We start from the raw sequence: 17,387 nt of genomic DNA, 5'->3' as shown, positions 1-17,387 counted from the left end.
GGTCGATTCCTCGACGTCGTCGACTTCGATGGGAGACGCGGGTTGCCCGGTCATAGCTGGGCTGCCCGGTGCCGGGACTGCCAGTCGCGCAGTGCGCGTTTGATCCGGTTGTTCTCGGTACGGGTCCGGGACAACTCGGCCCGGACCTCGGCCAACTCGTCGGCGACCTGGTAGAGGAAGCTTCGTACCTCGTTCGGGTCGAGCCCCCGGCGCACGCCGGAGAACTGGTGGGTGCGGATCTGGCCCACCGTCAGCGGTGGGCGGGCCGCCGCCGCGTGGTAGATGCCGGTGGCCGGCGGCCAGATCGTGGTCAGCCGTGTCAGGGCCGGCTGAGGGCGAAATCGGAGCAGCTTGCGCAGCATGAGCACCTTCCCGATGGATGGGTTGGAAGGGCGGCCCGGTCGTGGACGGGGGGCGTGTGCGAGCTGGGCCGCCCGCCCTGCGGCCGCAACCTCAATCAGCCGTACGACCGCAGGGCCGCCTGCGAGGGGGCCGGGACGGGTGATCCCCTTTCGTACCGCTACCCGCCCCGACCGGGGTGAGCGCTCCCTGCTGCCACACGAGGAGTGCTCGGGAGAAAGTTATTGGAAGAACTGAAGGAAGTCAACGCAGTGTTGCCAGTGGCGGCCCTGCCGTGATCAGATTGGAGAGCCACGCGAGGAGTGCCATGCCAGCGACCCCGGATTACGTCCGGATCTCCGACGAGATCACCGCCGACGTCAGGTCGGGGAAGTACAAGCCCGGCGACAGGCTGCCTTCGATAGCGGAGCAGTGCGTGCAGTACAACACCAGCCCTTCAACCATCAACCTGGTGAACGTACGGCTTGAGGCGCTTGGAGTGATCGTCCGGCGGCAAGGTAAAGGCATCTTCGTGACCGACCCGAAGACCTGGCTGCGGAAGCCGTAACTGCTCGTCCAGCCGCCCAGCGGCGTGAGCCCGGACAGTGATCTGGCAGGGCTGTCCGGTCATCCTTAGTCCGATAGTGTTTGCGCGACTACGCAGACGTGGACCGGGGCGAGGTGCGACTGTGATGATCGGGACGCGATGAGCGTCGGGGATGTCAAGACCACAGTGCGCCGAGGTACCCAGACCATCAGTGAGGCGCGGCGGGCAGCGGAGGCTGTCGGCGTTGAATCGACGGACGCCATCTCCCTAGCCCGGCATACCGTCCATGACAGCCGGCATGCGGAGGTCGAAAAGGCGTTGGCGTGCCTGCGAGAGGCGGCACACGAGCTGGAACTCACTGCACGTCGCCTCCAGGTCAGCGCCGAAGCGGCCAACGAGTATCTGATGGCGCTGGGATGAGCAGCGTGGGTGAGGTGGTTGCCCAACTCCGTGAGGTGATCGAGCGTCTGGACAGGAGTGTGGTGGCGGCGGGTCGCGTGCAGGCGGACGCCGTACAGGCGCAGTCGTACTTCGCCGAGGTGGGACAGGGCACGGATCACCCTCGGATCCGCCAAGCTGTCGGCGAGAGCCGTACGGCAGGTGAGAAGGCCGGTAAGGTCGCCCGGTTGCTGGCCGAGGCGGGGTCGCATCTGGCTGCCTATGTGAACGTCATAGCGCCGGGGTCGGCCCCATCAAGAGACCGAGCGACTGACAGCCTGCCCACTGGCGACCAACTCGTGCGGGAGGCGGAGGACAAGGGCAACAACGCCGACCGCTTCATCCGTAGGCACGTCAAGAAGGCTGACCAGACGGAGGGAAACCTCCAAAATGCCGAGGCGGTCGCAACCGAAGGGCTCAAGAAGCTGGTCAAGATTTACAAGAGTCAGCCCGGCTCGACGGGCACGCATGCGCCAGCTCCACAGCCGCCTCCGATTGACCGCCCGCAGGTAGAGCATCCTGGCACCGCGATGGTTATCGCGGCTGGCGCTGCGGCTGTCGGTGTCAGGCGCATCTGGATCAAGATCAAGGATCGGCGTGAGAGGAAGACGCGTGGCAGTCAAACCTGAGATGGTCGAGTACATCCGCACGATGGTGCGTGGTGAGTACGAGGAAAATGATCGTCTAGAGGCGAAGTTGGACGCCGAAGGCTGGGACGATTTCCCGACCTTCCTTGGCGCCGTCTTCTATTACGCGGTCATCCGGCGATTCGGCGACGGAGCCAGCCAGGAGGAGATCATCCAGTTCGTTGCCGAGATGCGGGCTGCGGCTCCGGCGGAAGCTGCTGAGGCGATCGACGCGAACGCGGCGGAAAGGCTGGTTCGAGCTGCGCTGGACCCGAGCGTGGGATCGGATGTTGAATCGGAGATGTCAGGTGCCATCCAAGGGATGGTGGTCATACATGTCCTTGGCGCTCCAGAGGTCACCGAACAGGACCTCGATGCCCTGCTGGCCGAAGCGCTGAAGGTGGCAAACCGCTACTGAGACTGCACCTGACCGATTCCGACGGTTCGGCGGCGCCCCCTTGCCGCTATGCCGCCTTCGATTGACTGCACGACACGGCAACCAGGTGGTGCCCGATCGTCTGGGCAAGGTACGGGACACGAGGATTCCGGAGTGCACCGTCCTGGCCGTGCCCTCCTCAATCGGATGCCGAACCGACCGGAGGCACCTCATGCCGACGCAAAAGCCGTTATTCCAACGGATAGTTAGCGAGATCAGCGGGAAGATCAAGAGTGGTGAGATGGTGACCTCACCCCCCCCGCTAATTTCGCTGAGCCGTGATTCTCCGGCCGCCGGCCTGGTGCGGAACCCACGCGGTGGCCCGCACCGGCGGGATCAGCGCTGTGGGATCGGCACGACGCCGGCCGGCGCGCCAGCCAGCGACCCGATCCAGCTGCGGTACTGGTCGCCCCACTCGTGCAGTGCCTCGAGCGCCTCGTTGAGCTGAGCTGGTCTGCCCGGCCAGGTTGGCCACGATCTGCCCAACACCTCGACAGGTTGTGGCTGCTCCGGCGTCTTGCTGAGAGGTGAGTGCATCAAGCGGGTGGCCAGGCCGTCGTCTGGAAGCGGCTGCGGAACTCGGTGAGCACGGTATCGGTCGCCTCTACTCCGGCGCCGACCGCCGCATGCACCTCGCGGAAGTAGTCTTCGTAACCGGCCGGCGTGTACAGGCACAAGCCCCGCACCGGGGCGGTACTGGCGTTGCGGTAGCCGTGCGGCGCCCCGCGTACCGCAGCGAGAGTATGGCCCGGACCGACACTCACCTCGCCGTTGCCGTCGTGCAACGTGAGTTCACCTTCAAGGACGTAGAAGTATTCGTCGTGGCCGTGGTGAACATGCGGACGTGCTCCGATGACTCCGGGCGCGAGCGTGAACTCCTCCATCGCGAATCGGCCGCCGGTATCTGCTGCGGTCAGCTGAAATAAGTGCTGCACTCCGGCCACTCGGATCAACTCGCCCTCGTCGGGACGACGCAGCAAAGCCTTGAATTCTGACTCGATCATGAACCAATCTTGGACCAACCTTCCTCAATGACCAAATCTTGGGCGGCCCAGGTTACGAGTACCCGCAGCACGTGCTACGGCAGCTCCAAAAACTCACCGATCGTCGTTTCAACGGCGCCCATCGTGCCGTGCGAGACGAAGCCGTGATTGTCGCGTTGTGCGGTCGGGTCCAGGATCTGCACGCCGCTGTTGTACTCGTTGTTGCTGATCACCAGTAGGTCAGCGGGCAACCTCGCCAGGCGGAGAGGGGTGGGCAATCTCCACCCAGCCGGCTCGGTGGACGTGGTCGTGCAGTCGGGCAGGCGCGGGCAGTGTCGGCATCTCGACAGCACTTGCGCCTGGCGGATCTTGCCTCGGCGACCCCTCCACCCGTGCTGTCCGCTCCTTAGCGGCTTGACCTGGGGGTATTCGGCCTCTGGGCAGGCATTGGTCGGCCGTCTGAGGCCGAGGGGTGGGCCGTTCGTGGGTCTGTAGGGCTTTAACGATCTCCGATAGCCTGGCCTGTTCGCCGCCGGCTACGGAGTGAGTGGGGCTGATGGATCCTCGATACATACGCAAGTTGGCAGAGCAGTCCGCCAACTTCGGCTTCCTGAAGGCACATCCACTGCTGCTCTGGTACGGGGCGAAGGCCGAAACACTGATCTATGTGGACGCCCAGGCGTCGATGTTCAAGACCCGTGCGTTCGGCGAGGTGATGGCCCACGAGCTGGTACGGCGTACCGGGGCGAAGCCGGTGAGTGGGAGCTTCTACCACCAGGTGCAGGCGCTCAACGCCAGTGGGGCGCTGGTGCCGCACATCTTCGCCGCCTTCGACCGGCTGCGGAACATGGGAAACAAAGCGGTGCACGATCACCTGGACGAGGTGCGGGACGCGCTGGACTCGCTGCGTACCTGCTTCGAGCTTGGGGTGTGGTTCCACCGCGCGTTGACCAGTGACCGGTCGCCGATCGGGTTCGTGCCGCCGAGTCCACCACCGCAGCAGGTCCCGAAGATTGCGGTGGACGGGCTGCACGCCGAGCTTCTCCGCTACAAGGAGGAGTTGGCCGAGACGAAACTGCTGCTGGCGGGCAAGAGGTCGTTGGGCGCCGCGAAGGCCGACGCGACCGCCGCCGCCGAGCGCGCGGTGCGGGAGGCCGACGCGAGTCGGGAGATCACCGTTGACCTGGTAGCCACCCTTGAGGCGCAGGCCGAGGAGGCACAGCGCGAGTTCGACACCCGGAAGCCGGCGAAGGTCTCGGCGGCCAAGCGCGAGGAGTTCATCACCCGCGCCCGTCGTGCGTCCCGGGAGCCGCTCAACGAAGTGCAGACCCGGGCCGAGATCGACCGCCAGTTGGCGGCGGCCGGATGGGTCGTACAGAACGAAAGCCGGCTCAACCTGTTCGCGGGCCAGGGCGTGGCGGTCCGGGAGGTGACCCTGACAACCGGCCGGGCCGACTACCTGCTCTACGTCGACCGGCAGCTCGTCGGCGTCATCGAGGCCAAGCGGGAGGGTACGGCACCGCGGGGCGCGGAAGCCCAGCTCGACCGCTATCGGGGCGGGCTGACCGCCGAGCAGCGGATGACGGCGTGGCGGCGGGATGCGCCCCTGCCGTTCGGCTACCTCGCCACCGGCACCGAGACGGCGTTCGTGAACGGGCTCGACCCGTTTCCGCGTACCCGGGAAGTTTTTGCCTTCCACCGGCCGGAAACGCTGGCGCGGTGGATGCGGGAGGCGGATGACGACCGGACGATGCCGACGCTGCGGGCCCGGCTCCGGCGGATGCCGGCGCTCGACGGCGATGGCCTGCGGCCGGCGCAGATCGAGGCGATCCGGGGGCTGGAAAAGTCGCTGTCCGAGGACCGGCCCCGGTCGTTGATCCAGATGGCGACCGGCGCGGGTAAGACGTTCACCGCCGTGACCAGCAGCTACCGGTTGTTCAAGCACGCCCGCGCCAACCGGATTCTGTTCCTGGTCGACCGCAACAACCTCGGCAAGCAGACGCTGCGGGAGTACGCCGGCTTTCAGACGCCGGGCGATGGGCGCAAGTTCACCGAGCTGTACAACGTCGACCGGCTGGCCGGAGCGGGCATGCTCGACTCGTCCAAGGTCGTCATCTCCACGATCCAACGTCTCTACGGCGCGCTGCGCGGCAGCGAGCTGCCCGACGCCGACCTCGACGACCAGGCATACGACAGCTACGAGTTGGAGGAGCCGGCCGAGGTTTCCTACAACCCCGACATCCCGCCGGAGGCGTTCGACCTGATCGTGGTGGACGAGTGTCACCGCTCGATCTACGGGAAGTGGCGGGCGGTGCTGGAGTACTTCGACGCGTTCATGGTGGGGCTGACCGCTACGCCCGTGAAGCAGACCATGGGCTTCTTCCAGCAGAACATCGTTTCGGAATACACCTACGAGCAGGCAGTCGCCGACGGGGTGAACGTCAACTTCGACGTGTACCGGATCAAGACCCAGATCACCGAGTCGGGGGACCGGATCGAGGCCGGCACGGTGGTGCCGCTGCGTGACCGGCGTACCAGGGCCGAGCGCTACCAGGAGCTTGAGGACGACTTCGCGTACCAGGGTGGCCAGGTCGGGCGGTCCGTCATCTCCCGAGGACAACTCCGGCTGGTGCTGGAAACCTTCCGGGACAAGCTCTTCACCGAGATCTTCCCGGGGCGGTCGAAGGTGCCGAAGACACTGATCTTCGCGCGGGACGACAACCACGCCGAGGAGATCGTCAAAATGGTCCGGGACGTCTTCGCCAAAGGCAACGACTTCGCGCAGAAGATCACGTACGCCTCGCGCAAGGAGGGCAACAACCCGGACGACCTGATCCAGGCGTTCCGGAACAGCCCCGAACTGCGGATCGCCGTCACCGTCGACATGATCGCCACCGGGACCGACGTACGGCCGCTGGAGTGTGTCTTCTTCCTGCGACCGGTGCGCAGCGCGACCTACTTCGAACAGATGAAGGGCCGGGGTGCCCGGACGATCGACCCCGCCGAGTTCCAGGCGGTCACCGAGGACGCCGAGGTAAAGGACCGGTTCGTCATCGTCGACGCGGTGGGGGTCACCGAGGCCGACCTGGACGAGGCGGTCCCGCTCCAGCGCCACTCCGAACAGCAGATCTCGCTCCGGGAACTGCTCGGCAAGGCTGGTCGACTCAGCGCCACCCCGAACGAGGTGGCCACGCTCGCATCCCGGCTGTCCCGGCTCAACCAGCAGCTCACCGAGGACGAGAAGGAGGAACTCAACGAGCTTGCCGGGCAGCCGTTGACCCAGATCGTGCGCGGCCTGGTCGACGCGGTCGCCCCCGAGCAGTTGAACTCCGCTCGGGAGGCCGGACCCGAAGCGGTACGCGGACTGATGGCGACCGCGCTACGCCCGCTGGCAGCCAAACCGGACCTGCGGAACCGGATCCTGGATATCCGCCGGGCGCACGACATCACCATCGACGAGGTCAATGCCGACCTACTGCTGCTGGCCCGTGGGGTCCCGGTGGAGGAGCGGGCACAGGTCACGGTACGAAGCTGGCACGACTACCTGGACCAGCACCGCGACGAGATCACCGCGCTGCAGGTCTTCTACGAGGGGAAGGGCCGGGTCGGGTTCGACCAGCTCAAGGAGTTGGCCGTCCGAATCGCCCGCCCGCCGCAGGCATGGACCCCGGACTCGCTCTGGGAGGCGTACGTGCGGCTGGGGCGGACCGCGGAGACGCCCGGCCACCGGGGCGTCACCGACCTGATCTCGCTGGTCAGGTATGAATTGGGGATCGATCAGGAGTTGAAGCCGTACCGGTCGCTGGTCGAGGAGCGCTTCCGTGGGTGGCTGCTCCAGCAGGAACAGGGTGGGGCTACGTTCACAGCCGACCAGGTGTGGTGGCTGGAGAGGATCAAAGACGTGATATCGGTCAGCGTGGAGGTCACTACCGATGACCTGGACGGCGCTCCCTTCACCGAACGCGGCGGCGTCGACGGCTTCGCCAACGCCTTCGGCTCTCGCGCCGAGCCGCTGATCGATGAACTGAACCAGGAACTTTCCGCATGACTGATCTGCCTGAAGGTTGGACGATCGCCCCTCTCGCTGATCTGGTGGATGTCAATCCCCGAAGATTTGACGTGGTTCCTGACGACAAGGATCTGATCTCACTCGTGCCGATGGCGTCGGTCGAGGCCGAATCCGGTCGGATCGATGCCTCCAAGGGGGTTCTCTACGGTGAGGTGAAGAATCGCTCGCTGACAGCGTTTCAGGAGGGCGACGTCCTATTCGCTAAGGTCACACCTTGCATGGAAAACGGCAAGGTTGCGGTAGCGCGAGGGCTGATTGGTGGTAGAGGCCTAGGAAGCACGGAGTTTTTTGCCCTGCGGCCGTTCGGGGCCATCGAGTCAGAGTACCTGGCGCTCTTCTTGTTGCAGCGTTCGGTGCGGAGGGAAGCGGAACGGCACATGTCCGGGGCCGTCGGTCTCCGGCGGGTGCCTCGCGCTTACATTGCAGGTCTCCCTGTGCCGGTACCGCCGCTTGCCGAGCAGAGACGGATTGTCGCTGGCCTCGGGGAATATCTTTCCCTGATTGCGGCAGGCTTGCGTGGAAGCGACCAAGCCATCTTGCGAAGTCAACTATTGGTCCCTGCGGTGTGTGAGGCGGCGGCGAGGGGAGAGCTTCCGCAGGTCTTCGTTGACGGCTGCCTTTCCGAGGCCATAGTGCCGGCGGAGGTCGCTCGATCGGATTGGGTCGAGCCTCCCCGGCGACGTCCGCCTATCTCGGCGAAGAACATTCCAAGCTGGAGCCTGCCACGTGGTTGGACATGGGCGTCGCTCGACGAACTCTCGGAGTTCGTAATCGACGGTGATCACAATCCGCCAAAACGCGTTCCCCACGGAATACCCCATATCACGGCGAAGAACATCAAGGGGTTCCGTGTCAGCTTCGAAAATTGCTCTTTTCTTACCGAAGAAGGCTACCTCCAAACTTCTAGACGGTACTCTCCTGGGATAAATGATGTTCTTGTCACTTGTGTGGGTACCATTGGGAGAACGGCGTTGGTGTCCACCGATCAGCGGTTCAGCGTCGATCGCAACATCGCCGCTATTCGAACCCTCAAAGATCGTCTCAGCCCTGCCTATCTGAACTATGTTTTGAACTCGCACACATGGCAAAACATGATGGCCACGGCATCGAGTTCTTCGGCCCAGCCTCATCTCTATCTGGGTGATTTACGGGCCCTTCCGATTCCAGTCCCACCCATATCCGAACAGGTGGCGATCACTCAAAAAGTTGATGCGTTGTTCGCCCGACGCATGCTCGCCAACCAATCTGTCGCCCGCGCTGCCCTCCGTGTGGGCAACCTGCGGTCTTCGGTCAGCAGTGGAGCATTCAGCGGGAAGTTGATGCCGCAGCACCCGAACGACGAGCCCGCCTCCGAGTTGTTGGCGCGGATCAGGGCCGAGCGTGCCGCCGTACCGCCGAAGCAGCGGGCGCCGCGCGGTCCCCGTACGCAGAAAGACAAGCCGGCGCCGCCGACCAGGGTGATCGGCCGCGACTACCAGCAGGGAGAGTTGCCGCTGTGAGCAACGTGGATTCGCGCCGGCTGGTGCAGAAGCTCTGGAACTACTGCGACGTCCTACGCGACGACGGCGTGTCCACAATCGACTACGTCGAGCAGTTGACGTTCCTGCTGTTCCTGAAGATGGCCGACGAGCGGGCGAAGCGGCCGATCAAGCCGGAACAGATCGTGCCCGACGAACTGAGTTGGCAGACGCTGCTCGACTCCGACGGGGAGGCGCTGGAGGCGCAGTACAAGCGGATTCTCACCGGGCTGGCCCGGGAGGAGGGCACCCTCGGCACCATCTTCCGGAAGGCCCAGAACAAGATCCAGGATCCGGCCAAGCTGAAGCGGCTGATCGTCGACCTGATCGACAAGGAGCAGTGGTCGCAGGCCGGCGTTGACGTCAAGGGCGACGCCTACGAGGAGCTGCTGGCCAAGGGCGCCGAGGATGCCAAGTCCGGCGCTGGCCAGTACTTCACGCCACGCGCGCTGACCACCGCCATGGTCGACTGCATGCTGCCCACCCCGGACGACACGATCACCGATCCGGCCTGCGGCACCGGCGGCTTCCTGCTCGCCGCGTACGAACACATCCAGCGCCACCACGGCGCGGCGCTCACCCCCGACCAGCGGCGCCGGCTCGCGCACGGGGCGATCACCGGTACGGAACTGGTCGACGGCACCGCCCGGCTCGCCGCGATGAACATGCTGCTGCACGGCATCGGCACCCCCAACGGCCCGTCCCTGATCGAGGTCCAGGACGCGCTGGGCCGGGTGCCGAGCAAACGGGCGAGCCTGGTGCTCGCCAACCCGCCGTTCGGGCGCAGCTCCTCGATCCGGATGGTCGGCGAGGACGGTCGGACGAGCCGTGAGGAACGCGAGATCGAGCGGTCCGACTTCTGGGCCACCACCGCCAACAAGCAACTCAACTTCGTCCAGCACATCGCCTCACTGCTGGAGATCGACGGCCGGGCCGCCGTCGTCCTGCCGGACAACGTGCTCTTCGAGGGCGGCGCGGGTGAGACGATCCGCCGCCGGCTGCTCAAGCAGTACGACCTGCACACCCTGCTCCGGCTGCCCACCGGCATCTTCTACGCCGGTGGGGTCAAGGCCAACGTGCTCTTCTTCGAACGCAAGCGTGCCCGCGAGGAGGCGTGGACCAGCAAACTCTGGGTGTACGACTTCCGCACCAACCAGCACTTCACGCTGAAGCAGAACCCGCTGCGCCGGGAACATCTCCAGGATTTCGTCGACTGCTACCTGCCCGGCAAGGACCGCGCCGAGCGCGTCGAGACCGAACGGTTCCGGCCCTTCGGGTACGACGAACTCCTCGCCCGCGACAAGGTGAACCTCGACATCACCTGGCTCAAGGACGCCTCCCTCGAAGACGCCGACGCGCTCCTGCCGCCCGAGGTGATCGCCCAGGAGATCGTGGAAGACCTGGAGGCGGCCCTGCGCGAGTTCGCGGCCATCGCCGAGGCGCTGTCGTCGCGTACGACGGCGACGGCCGACGGCCCTACGAGAGAGCATCCGGCATAGGCCGAGGCGGAAGAGCAGCCTGCCGTCGACCGAACACATTCCTGGTTGAACCGAGGCTGTCAGCGACTCGGGCGCGTGCAGCTCATGGACGCCGCCCGAGGGCTCAAGCCGCGGCGTCGCGCGGTTTGAAACTGACGTTGAGGCTGACGTCCAACGCCGCCGCCAACCGCTCCAACACCGGCAACGTCGGAACGGTCCCCCCGGCCTCGAACCGGGCGACTGCCGACTGGGTCATCCCCGATGCCTGCGCTAGCTGGGACTGACTCCAACCCCGGCGTTCACGGAGTTCCCGAACCGCACGGCCGAGCTCAAACGCCAGCCGCGCGGCGTCGTACGCCTCTGCGGCCCCGGACTCCGCCATGCGTCGGTCCCGCATGGCGGACCAGTCCGTCCGATCACCCATGACCTAGCCCTCCTTCTCTTCGACGCGGTGCACCTCGTCGACACACCGAGCCAACGCCCGCCGCGCCCGATCAACCTCCCGCTCGTCGCGCATCCGCGTCTTGTGGAACACCGTCAGCAGGATGATCCGCCTGTCGGATGCGATCCAGTAGGTGATCCTCACCGCCTGCCGCTCCAGGTAAAACCGCAACTCACGTAACTTCCCATCAAGCTGCTTCGTGTAGGGCTCACCCAACAGGGGCCCTTGCTCCGCGAGCAGATCGACGTAGAACGCCGCCCTGGCGAACAGTGCGGTAGGCAGGCATTCCAACCACTTTTCGACCTCCGGTTCCAACTCCACCGCACCCCAGGGCATAGCAACAATGCTATACCACTGGCAGGTCCGGATGGGCAGTTCGGTGCTGGACCACCTCCATGGCGACGTCTTCTTCCGGCGCGGATCGGGTCAGCCAGAATGTGATCGGGCGACCGCGCAGTCGTGGCAGTGCGCCCGACGGTGGCCAACCTTGGGGGAGGGATATGTCCAGCGCATGGGATCGGCTCGGCCGGCTGACCGAGACGGGCGTCAAGGGCGCGAAGGCCCTGGGAGACAAGGCACGCGGCTGGCGCGACGAGGTCACGGCGGGATTCGGTGACCAGCCCGAGCGGGCCCTGGTCGAGCCGCTGCTGCCCGACCAGACGCTCCACTACGTCGGCCTGGAGTCGATCCGGCTGCCCGAGCTGCACAAGGTCGGCCGCCAGTTCGCCGACGAGATGGCCAGGAACGTCGGCGAGGCGCTCGATCCCCGTACCCTGTTCGGTCTGCTCAACATCGTCAACCCGGTCCTCTGGGTCGAGGCGGTGATCTGGCCGGTACGCCGCGCCGCCGAGATCGTGATGCTTCCGGTCGACCTCGTCACGGGCCTGACGAGCCAGAAAACCATGCCGGGTACGACGGAGCCCAGCGCTCCCCAGCCGCCGCCCGAGGTGGAGCGGGAGCGCCGGCAGCCGTTGCCACTGACCCCGGAGCAGGAGGCGTTCCGGGCGATGTTCCGGCTCAGCGCGTACCGGCCGCTCGCCGAGCAGTTGGCCGAGATCGCCTACAGGTGGCGGTACGCGTTCAGCGGTGAGCTGGCCAGCACGGCCGGCGGCATGCTGCTGTTCCTGACCCGCTTCACCGGCACACCGCTCGCGGTCACCGACACCCACCTGCACCTGCTGCGGATGGGGCGCCGCCCGGACGAGGGCAAGCCCGACCGGCGCCAGCCACGCGTCCTGTGGAGCATGGACCTGAGGCACATCGCCCGGATCGACGCCCAGCACACCGGCACGCGGATGATGTCCTTTCCGATGACCATCACGTTCGACGACGGTTCCTGGATCAGGGTCACCAACCCGTCGGTCCGGGTGGACCAGTGGCGCTTCTACGCCGCCGTCCGCGACATTCCCGGCGACCGCCCCAGACCCGGCGGCGAGTGACACCGCGACGCGGCAGGGTCATTCCGGCGGCGGGGTCATTCCGGTGGCGCGGCGACGACGGCGGACGTCCCGTACGACGCGCCGGCGGATGGGACGTCGGCGGGTGAGGGAAGCCGGAGTACGCGGTTCGTCTCCGGATCGACGCGCAGGACGTGGGTGGCGGCGACATCGCCGTCCAGCAGCCACACGCTGTGCCGACCCGCGACAACCGTGAAGGCTGGATCGTCCGGGTCGGTGGCCTCGACCGGTAGCCTGGCGAGCACCTCCATGGTCCGGAGGTCGATCCGGACGACCTCGGAACGAACCAGGTCGGCGACCCAGAACGAGCCGGCCGCTGCCACTGCGGGGAAGTCCTGCGAGACGTCGGAGATCCGGACCGTGCGAAGCCGTGGCTCGGCGCCCTCATCCACCCGTACGATGTTGCCGCAGTTGCCTGTCGCCCACACCGCGCCGTCCACGTCGTACATCCCGCCGACCAGTTCACCGTCGGAGAGCCGGATCGACGACGTCGAGGCCCCGGTGTCCGGGTCCAGCACCCAGATCTCGGGTTGGTTCCATCCGACCGCCAGCAGGCTGTTCCGGGTACCCAGCAACTGCCCGATTCCGGTGCTGCCCGGAAGCTCGTCCACTATGGAAATGGCCCCGGTCGCCGGGTCGACCCGGACCAGGCGCCGGCCGCCGGCCAGCCAGAGCCAGTGTCCGGTCGCCGCGAGCATCGTCGGCGTGTAGTCGGTGGGCAGCGGGATCGCCGAGACCTTTCCGGCCGGGCTCACCCGCCACAGCCGCCCCGGCTGCGCGATCCACAGCGAGCCGTGTCCGTAGTACAGCAGGTTGTGGGCGAGTGGCCGGGCCGGAACGACGACCGCCGACGCGGTCACCCGGGCCCGGATCGGATCAACTACGTCGATCCGGCCGTCGTTCTGGTACGCCCAGAGCAGCCCGCCACCGGTCACCAGAATCGGCGGGCCGGTCGACCGACCGATGCCGACCCGGGCGGTGACCCGGTTGGTACGTCCGTCGACTGCCCTCAGCGTGCCCGATCCGTCGGCCACCCAGAGCGCCTCCGGCACCGGTGCTGGTTGGCCGGCCGGCGGTGATCGGAGCGAGTTACGACCGGCGGGCAGTTCGACCCGCCCGTCCTCGGCGCAGTCGGACGCCGACGACGCCCCGAACCGGGCGCAGGAAACGAGTGATCCCGCCACCAGCACCGCCACGACGACGGCGCAAACCGCCACGCCCCGGACGCGATGCCGGCCGGTCACCTGGACACCGTGTCGGCCGGGCACTCGGACATCCGGGCTGGGCTTCGCTGGCGTGATCACGACCTGGCGTCGGGGACGATCTCGCCCGTGATGGCCCGGGTCCGCTGGGCGACGGCCGCGGTTATCGGCGCGAGCGCCGGGAGCCGCATGCCCTCCGGGCCGAAGATCTGCCAGGCGATCGCGACCGCGTACCACGGGGCCGCCGGGCCGTGCAGCATCAGCGGATTTCCCTCCTGGTAGCGGAGCACGAACGACCACTGGGAGAGATCGGCGGCGAGTTCCTGCACGCCGTTGTGCCAGAAGCTCAGCAGGTTGCCCTGGTAGTCCCCGAGTAGCCGCTGATTGGTCAGGACCATCCGTACCTGCGCCTGGTCCCGCCACTGCGCCGCCGCCATCGCCTGGGCCCGGCTGCGGGCACTGGCGTTGCTGATGGCGTCACTGGCCATGCCGGCGAGCACGAATCCCGTCGAGCCGAACCAGAAGCTGCTGCTCTCCCGGTACTGCGCGGAGGTGCCGTAGAAGCGGGCGTAGCCGAGCATCGTGTCGCCGAAAATTTTCTCGTCCTGGCCCAGCCGTAGCCCGGTCGGCGGCAGGGCGACCAACTGGCCACCGCGCACCAGGTGCTCGTACAGCCGGCACGCGCTGCTCCAGCCGTCGCGCAGAGCGGCGTCGATTGCGGCGGAAGTTTCCTTGCGGCGGCTCACCTGCGGTTCCTCCGGCTCTGCAGTGCGGGCTCGTGGCGGCGGAGCGCCCACCGCACCGCCGCGGTCAGAAGTATGGTCTGGCCGGCCAGGACGGCCATCGCCCAGCTCCAGGCACCAATGGTGTGGGTCCAGAGCGCGTCTGTCGACGGTTTCAGCATTATCCCGCGCAGGTCAACCGTCGCCGCTGCGGCGGCGTACCCCCAGCGGGCCGGGGCCAGCCAGGAGAGCTGTTCGATGCCGGGACGCTCGACCACGGCGAAGAGCCCGCCGCAGAGCACGAGTTGCGCCATCACGAGCCCGACCAGGACCGGCATCGTCTGCTCGCTCGTGGACACGTAGACACTGACCAGCAGGCCCAGCACGGTGGCGGCCAGTGTGGTCAGCCAGATCACCACGATCAGCTCGACCAGCGGCAGACCCAGGACGAGCGCCTCGCGTGGCCCCGACCGGCCGATGGTGCCGAGCAGGACGAACAGCGTCGCCTGGAGCGCGTTCAGTACGGCGAACACGCTCAGCTTCGCACTCAGGTAGGCACCGGGCGCCATGCCCACCGCGCGTTCCCGGCGGTAGATGGCGCCCTCCCCGACGAACTCCCGGATGCCGCCGGCCAGCCCGATGAAAACCGCACCGATGACCAGGATGACCAGCAGTTCGGCGGCTTCGGTGCTGCGTCCGGGCTCTCCGGCGGGCAGCCCGAGACCGTCGGAGCCGGGGACCACGTGCAGCAGGGCGGCGAGCCCCACCGGCAGGCCGAGGGAGAGCGCCGCGTACAACCGGTCGGCGAGGGTGACCGCGACAGTGCGACGGGTGAGGATCGCCATCTGCTGCCACCAGCCCTGGCGCGGCGGCGGTGCGACCGTCGCCGGCCGCTCGGTCGGCGATGCGGCCTTGGCCGCCGGCCGGGTGGCCGCGAACTGGGCGGCCCAGACGTCCGGTTCGGCGGCGACCGCGGTGAACACGTCGGCGTAGTCGGCGGCCCCGAAGAACTCGAGCAGCCTGTCCGGCGGGCCGAAGTAGGCGACCTTGCCGCCGGCGGCGAGTACGAGCACCCGGTCGCACACGCTCAGGTGCAGCGGGCTGTGTGTCACCACTACGACGGTCCGGCCGCGATCGGCCAGCTCGCGCAGGCCCTGCATCACGTCCCGGTCCAGCGCCGGATCCAGCCCCGAGGTCGGCTCGTCGAGGAAGAGCAGCGAGGGCTCGGTGAGCAGTTCCAGCGCCACCGAGGTGCGCTTGCGCTGTCCACCGGAGAGCGTGTCGATGCGCTGGTCGGCGTGCGCGGTGAGGGCGAGTTGGCCGAGCACCTCGTCGATGCGCTGGTCCCGCTCCGCCGGAGTCACGTCGGCACCGAAGCGCAGCCCGGCCGCGTAGCGCAGGGCACGCCGGACGGTGAGCTGCCGGTGCAGGATGTCGTCCTGCGGCACCAGGCCGATGCGGTGCCGCAGGTCGGCGTACTCGGCGTAGAGGTCGCGATCCTGGTAGCGCACGGTGCCGGACTGGGCCGGGCGGTTGCCGGTCAGCGCCCCCAGCAGGGTCGACTTGCCGGCGCCGCTCGGGCCGACCACGGCGAGCAGACTGCACTCGTCCAGGTCGAACGAGACCCCCGAGAGCAGGTTCCGGGCGCCGACCATGACCCAGAGCCCTTCGGCGCGCAGCGACACCCGGCCGGCGTCGACGTAGTCGTGCAGCGTGGCGCCGTCGAACACCATCTGGTGGTGGCCGAACGAGAGGAGGTCGTCGGCGTACAGCACCGCGTGCTCTACCTGCCGTCCGTTGACATAGGTGCCGTTGCGGGTACCCAGGTCGACGACGCGGAACCCCGAACCGTCCCGGACGAGGTCGGCGTGGTAGCGGGAGACCAGCAGGTCGTCGAGGACGATGTCGTTGTCCGGCGCCCGCCCGATCCGGATCCGGTCCGTGGCCCGGTAACTGGCCGACGGCGTACGGCCCAGCGCGAACCGGGCCCCGGACGGTGGTTCGGCAGCGGGCTCGTACCTGCTCGGTCGTACCTCGGTCAACAGGCCCGGCTGCCTCGAGTCGGTCACCGTCGGCGGAGGAGCGGGAAGCCCGTCCGGGCGGAAGGTGAGGACCGGACCGTCGACGGCGTTGCCGAGCCGCACCGCGCAGGCGCCCGTCAACTCCAGTTCGTGCACCTGTTGGCCGTTGACGAAGGTGCCGTTCCGGCTGGCGAGGTCCCGCAGGTACCACCGTCCGGCCCGGTAGCTGAGTTCCAGGTGTTCCCGTGACGCCCGGGAGTCGTCCAGGACGATCCCGCAGAGCGGATCACGACCGATCCGCAGCGGGCCGCCATCCACCGTGATCCGACGCTCCGGGTCCTCGCCGGGGACCCCGACCAGCAGGGTGGTGCTCACGCCGGCACCGACCCCGACGTGGTCACCGGCCCGCCTTGGGCTTCGGCAGCCGCTTGGCCATCGACGTCGCCATCTTGATCAGGTCACTCTGGTACCTGCCGCCTTCGTAGTCGTTCTGGATCGCGACCTGGAAGAGCACCTGTCCCGAACGGACGAAGATCATCGCGTAGGTCCCGTTGGAGCCGCTGACGGTGATGCCGTACGACTCCTGACCCAACTTCGGCACCGTGAACGGCCGCCACCCGCACCGCTCGGCCGCTTTGCGGACGGCATCGAGGTACGGGTCGGCCGCGTTGCCGTAGAAGCCGGCCACCGCCGAGCCGAGATACGGGTACTGGCCGGTGGTCACCCAGTAGCCGTTGCTGCTGTGCGCCCCGATCGCATCACCGCGAACGTTGCCGTCCGAACAGAGCGCAAGCCTGGTCAGACCCTTGTGCAGCGTGTCATTGGTGGAGCTGGGCTTGGCGGTGTCGCGGTCTGGGAGTTTCATCGCGGAGACGACGTCGGCCACCGACAGCAGTACGGGCTCCAACGCGGTCACCTCCGGTGGCGGGGAGGCGCGGTCGACGCTGGGGGTGGGGCTCGCACCGAGGTTGCCGGGCAGGCCGTCTTGGACGGCGCGCCAGACCGGCGGCACGCAGCAGACGGCGACGAGGACCGCCGCCACGATTCCGATGATCAACGGAACTTTGGACTTCTTCCGTGGCTGACCAGGGAAGCCCGACGGTCCCGGGC

At 67.4% G+C, this 17,387-nt stretch carries 18 protein-coding genes; 8 read left to right on the top strand and 10 right to left on the bottom strand.

What is annotated here, in order from left to right; translation table 11 throughout:
• Nucleotides 1-50: 50 nt before the first annotated feature.
• Nucleotides 51-362: a DivIVA domain-containing protein gene (locus I0C86_RS40135; protein WP_196206548.1), complete on the bottom strand. Its 312-nt coding sequence runs from the start codon at nt 360-362 to the stop codon at nt 51-53.
• Nucleotides 363-667: 305 nt separating this feature from the next.
• On the opposite strand from I0C86_RS40135, the gene I0C86_RS40130 reads away from it, so the two are divergent.
• From I0C86_RS40130 to I0C86_RS40115, 4 genes are all read left to right on the top strand, one after another.
• Nucleotides 668-907, top strand: coding sequence for a GntR family transcriptional regulator (locus I0C86_RS40130; protein WP_196206547.1), 240 nt, complete (start codon nt 668-670; stop codon nt 905-907).
• A 138-nt stretch (nt 908-1,045) separates the two neighbouring features.
• The gene (locus I0C86_RS40125) at nt 1,046-1,306 is read left to right on the top strand and encodes a hypothetical protein (protein WP_196206546.1); all 261 of its coding nucleotides are present in this window, start codon (nt 1,046-1,048) and stop codon (nt 1,304-1,306) included.
• Nucleotides 1,303-1,953, top strand: a complete 651-nt coding sequence (locus I0C86_RS40120) for a hypothetical protein (RefSeq protein ID WP_196206545.1) — start codon at nt 1,303-1,305, stop codon at nt 1,951-1,953. Before I0C86_RS40125 ends, I0C86_RS40120 begins: the two co-directional genes overlap by 4 nt.
• Nucleotides 1,937-2,368, top strand: coding sequence for a hypothetical protein (locus I0C86_RS40115; RefSeq protein WP_323374150.1), 432 nt, complete (start codon nt 1,937-1,939; stop codon nt 2,366-2,368). Before I0C86_RS40120 ends, I0C86_RS40115 begins: the two co-directional genes overlap by 17 nt.
• A 354-nt stretch (nt 2,369-2,722) precedes the next feature.
• On the opposite strand, the gene I0C86_RS40110 is transcribed toward I0C86_RS40115, so the two are convergent.
• The 3 genes from I0C86_RS40110 to I0C86_RS40100 form a co-directional block, all read right to left on the bottom strand.
• Nucleotides 2,723-2,875 (bottom strand): hypothetical protein, encoded by a 153-nt coding sequence (locus I0C86_RS40110; RefSeq protein ID WP_196206544.1) that lies wholly within the window; start codon nt 2,873-2,875, stop codon nt 2,723-2,725.
• Between the two features lie 47 nt (nt 2,876-2,922).
• Nucleotides 2,923-3,390 (bottom strand): cupin domain-containing protein, encoded by a 468-nt coding sequence (locus I0C86_RS40105; protein WP_196206543.1) that lies wholly within the window; start codon nt 3,388-3,390, stop codon nt 2,923-2,925.
• A gap of 74 nt (nt 3,391-3,464) precedes the next feature.
• On the bottom strand, nt 3,465-3,620 hold the full coding sequence (locus I0C86_RS40100; RefSeq protein ID WP_196206542.1) for a hypothetical protein: 156 nt from the start codon (nt 3,618-3,620) through the stop codon (nt 3,465-3,467).
• Nucleotides 3,621-3,949: 329 nt separating this feature from the next.
• Between I0C86_RS40100 and I0C86_RS40095 the strand changes: the two genes are divergently transcribed.
• From I0C86_RS40095 to I0C86_RS40085, 3 genes are read left to right on the top strand one after another with little or no spacing between them, the layout of a single operon-like run.
• Entirely contained in the window at nt 3,950-7,417 is a 3,468-nt protein-coding gene (locus tag I0C86_RS40095; protein WP_230395595.1) for a DEAD/DEAH box helicase family protein, read from the top strand.
• Nucleotides 7,414-8,937: a restriction endonuclease subunit S gene (locus tag I0C86_RS40090; RefSeq protein WP_196206540.1), complete on the top strand. Its 1,524-nt coding sequence runs from the start codon at nt 7,414-7,416 to the stop codon at nt 8,935-8,937. Before I0C86_RS40095 ends, I0C86_RS40090 begins: the two co-directional genes overlap by 4 nt.
• A complete protein-coding gene (locus tag I0C86_RS40085) occupies nt 8,934-10,454 on the top strand; it encodes a type I restriction-modification system subunit M (RefSeq protein WP_196206539.1) in 1,521 nt (506 codons plus the stop codon). The genes I0C86_RS40090 and I0C86_RS40085 overlap by 4 nt, the downstream gene beginning before the upstream one ends.
• 103 nt (nt 10,455-10,557) lie before the next feature.
• Here the strand turns inward: I0C86_RS40085 and I0C86_RS40080 are convergent, their stop codons facing one another.
• A complete protein-coding gene (locus tag I0C86_RS40080; RefSeq protein WP_196206538.1) occupies nt 10,558-10,857 on the bottom strand; it encodes a helix-turn-helix domain-containing protein in 300 nt (99 codons plus the stop codon).
• A gap of 3 nt (nt 10,858-10,860) precedes the next feature.
• Nucleotides 10,861-11,211 (bottom strand): type II toxin-antitoxin system RelE/ParE family toxin, encoded by a 351-nt coding sequence (locus I0C86_RS40075; RefSeq protein ID WP_196206537.1) that lies wholly within the window; start codon nt 11,209-11,211, stop codon nt 10,861-10,863.
• Between the two features lie 164 nt (nt 11,212-11,375).
• Here I0C86_RS40075 and I0C86_RS40070 point away from each other — a divergent pair, with 164 nt between their 5' ends.
• Nucleotides 11,376-12,314: a hypothetical protein gene (locus I0C86_RS40070; RefSeq protein ID WP_196206536.1), complete on the top strand. Its 939-nt coding sequence runs from the start codon at nt 11,376-11,378 to the stop codon at nt 12,312-12,314.
• 35 nt (nt 12,315-12,349) lie between these two features.
• Here I0C86_RS40070 and I0C86_RS40065 read toward each other — a convergent pair whose 3' ends face one another.
• The 4 genes from I0C86_RS40065 to I0C86_RS40050 form a co-directional block, all read right to left on the bottom strand.
• Nucleotides 12,350-13,576, bottom strand: a complete 1,227-nt coding sequence (locus tag I0C86_RS40065; protein WP_196206535.1) for an NHL repeat-containing protein — start codon at nt 13,574-13,576, stop codon at nt 12,350-12,352.
• Between the two features lie 56 nt (nt 13,577-13,632).
• Nucleotides 13,633-14,280 (bottom strand): hypothetical protein, encoded by a 648-nt coding sequence (locus tag I0C86_RS40060; protein ID WP_323374149.1) that lies wholly within the window; start codon nt 14,278-14,280, stop codon nt 13,633-13,635.
• Nucleotides 14,277-16,652, bottom strand: coding sequence for an FHA domain-containing protein (locus I0C86_RS40055; protein WP_196206534.1), 2,376 nt, complete (start codon nt 16,650-16,652; stop codon nt 14,277-14,279). Before I0C86_RS40055 ends, I0C86_RS40060 begins: the two co-directional genes overlap by 4 nt.
• 22 nt (nt 16,653-16,674) lie before the next feature.
• The coding region (locus tag I0C86_RS40050; RefSeq protein ID WP_230395594.1) for a hypothetical protein at nt 16,675-17,387 on the bottom strand (713 nt) is incomplete at its 5' end.

The organism is Plantactinospora alkalitolerans, from assembly GCF_015690345.1.
GTDB lineage: Bacteria > Actinomycetota > Actinomycetes > Mycobacteriales > Micromonosporaceae > Plantactinospora > Plantactinospora alkalitolerans.
This window is presented reverse-complemented; position numbering and strand designations above follow the sequence as displayed.

Bases quoted from the DNA above. Each gene is read 5' to 3' on its own strand.
- I0C86_RS40135 (WP_196206548.1), bottom strand. From the start codon at position 362: ATGCTGCGCAAGCTGCTCCGATTTCGCCCTCAGCCGGCCCTGACACGG.
- I0C86_RS40130 (WP_196206547.1), top strand. From the start codon at position 668: ATGCCAGCGACCCCGGATTACGTCCGGATCTCCGACGAGATCACCGCC.
- I0C86_RS40125 (WP_196206546.1), top strand. From the start codon at position 1,046: ATGAGCGTCGGGGATGTCAAGACCACAGTGCGCCGAGGTACCCAGACC.
- I0C86_RS40120 (WP_196206545.1), top strand. From the start codon at position 1,303: ATGAGCAGCGTGGGTGAGGTGGTTGCCCAACTCCGTGAGGTGATCGAG.
- I0C86_RS40105 (WP_196206543.1), bottom strand. From the start codon at position 3,390: ATGATCGAGTCAGAATTCAAGGCTTTGCTGCGTCGTCCCGACGAGGGC.
- I0C86_RS40090 (WP_196206540.1), top strand. From the start codon at position 7,414: ATGACTGATCTGCCTGAAGGTTGGACGATCGCCCCTCTCGCTGATCTG.
- I0C86_RS40080 (WP_196206538.1), bottom strand. From the start codon at position 10,857: ATGGGTGATCGGACGGACTGGTCCGCCATGCGGGACCGACGCATGGCG.
- I0C86_RS40075 (WP_196206537.1), bottom strand. From the start codon at position 11,211: ATGCCCTGGGGTGCGGTGGAGTTGGAACCGGAGGTCGAAAAGTGGTTG.
- I0C86_RS40070 (WP_196206536.1), top strand. From the start codon at position 11,376: ATGTCCAGCGCATGGGATCGGCTCGGCCGGCTGACCGAGACGGGCGTC.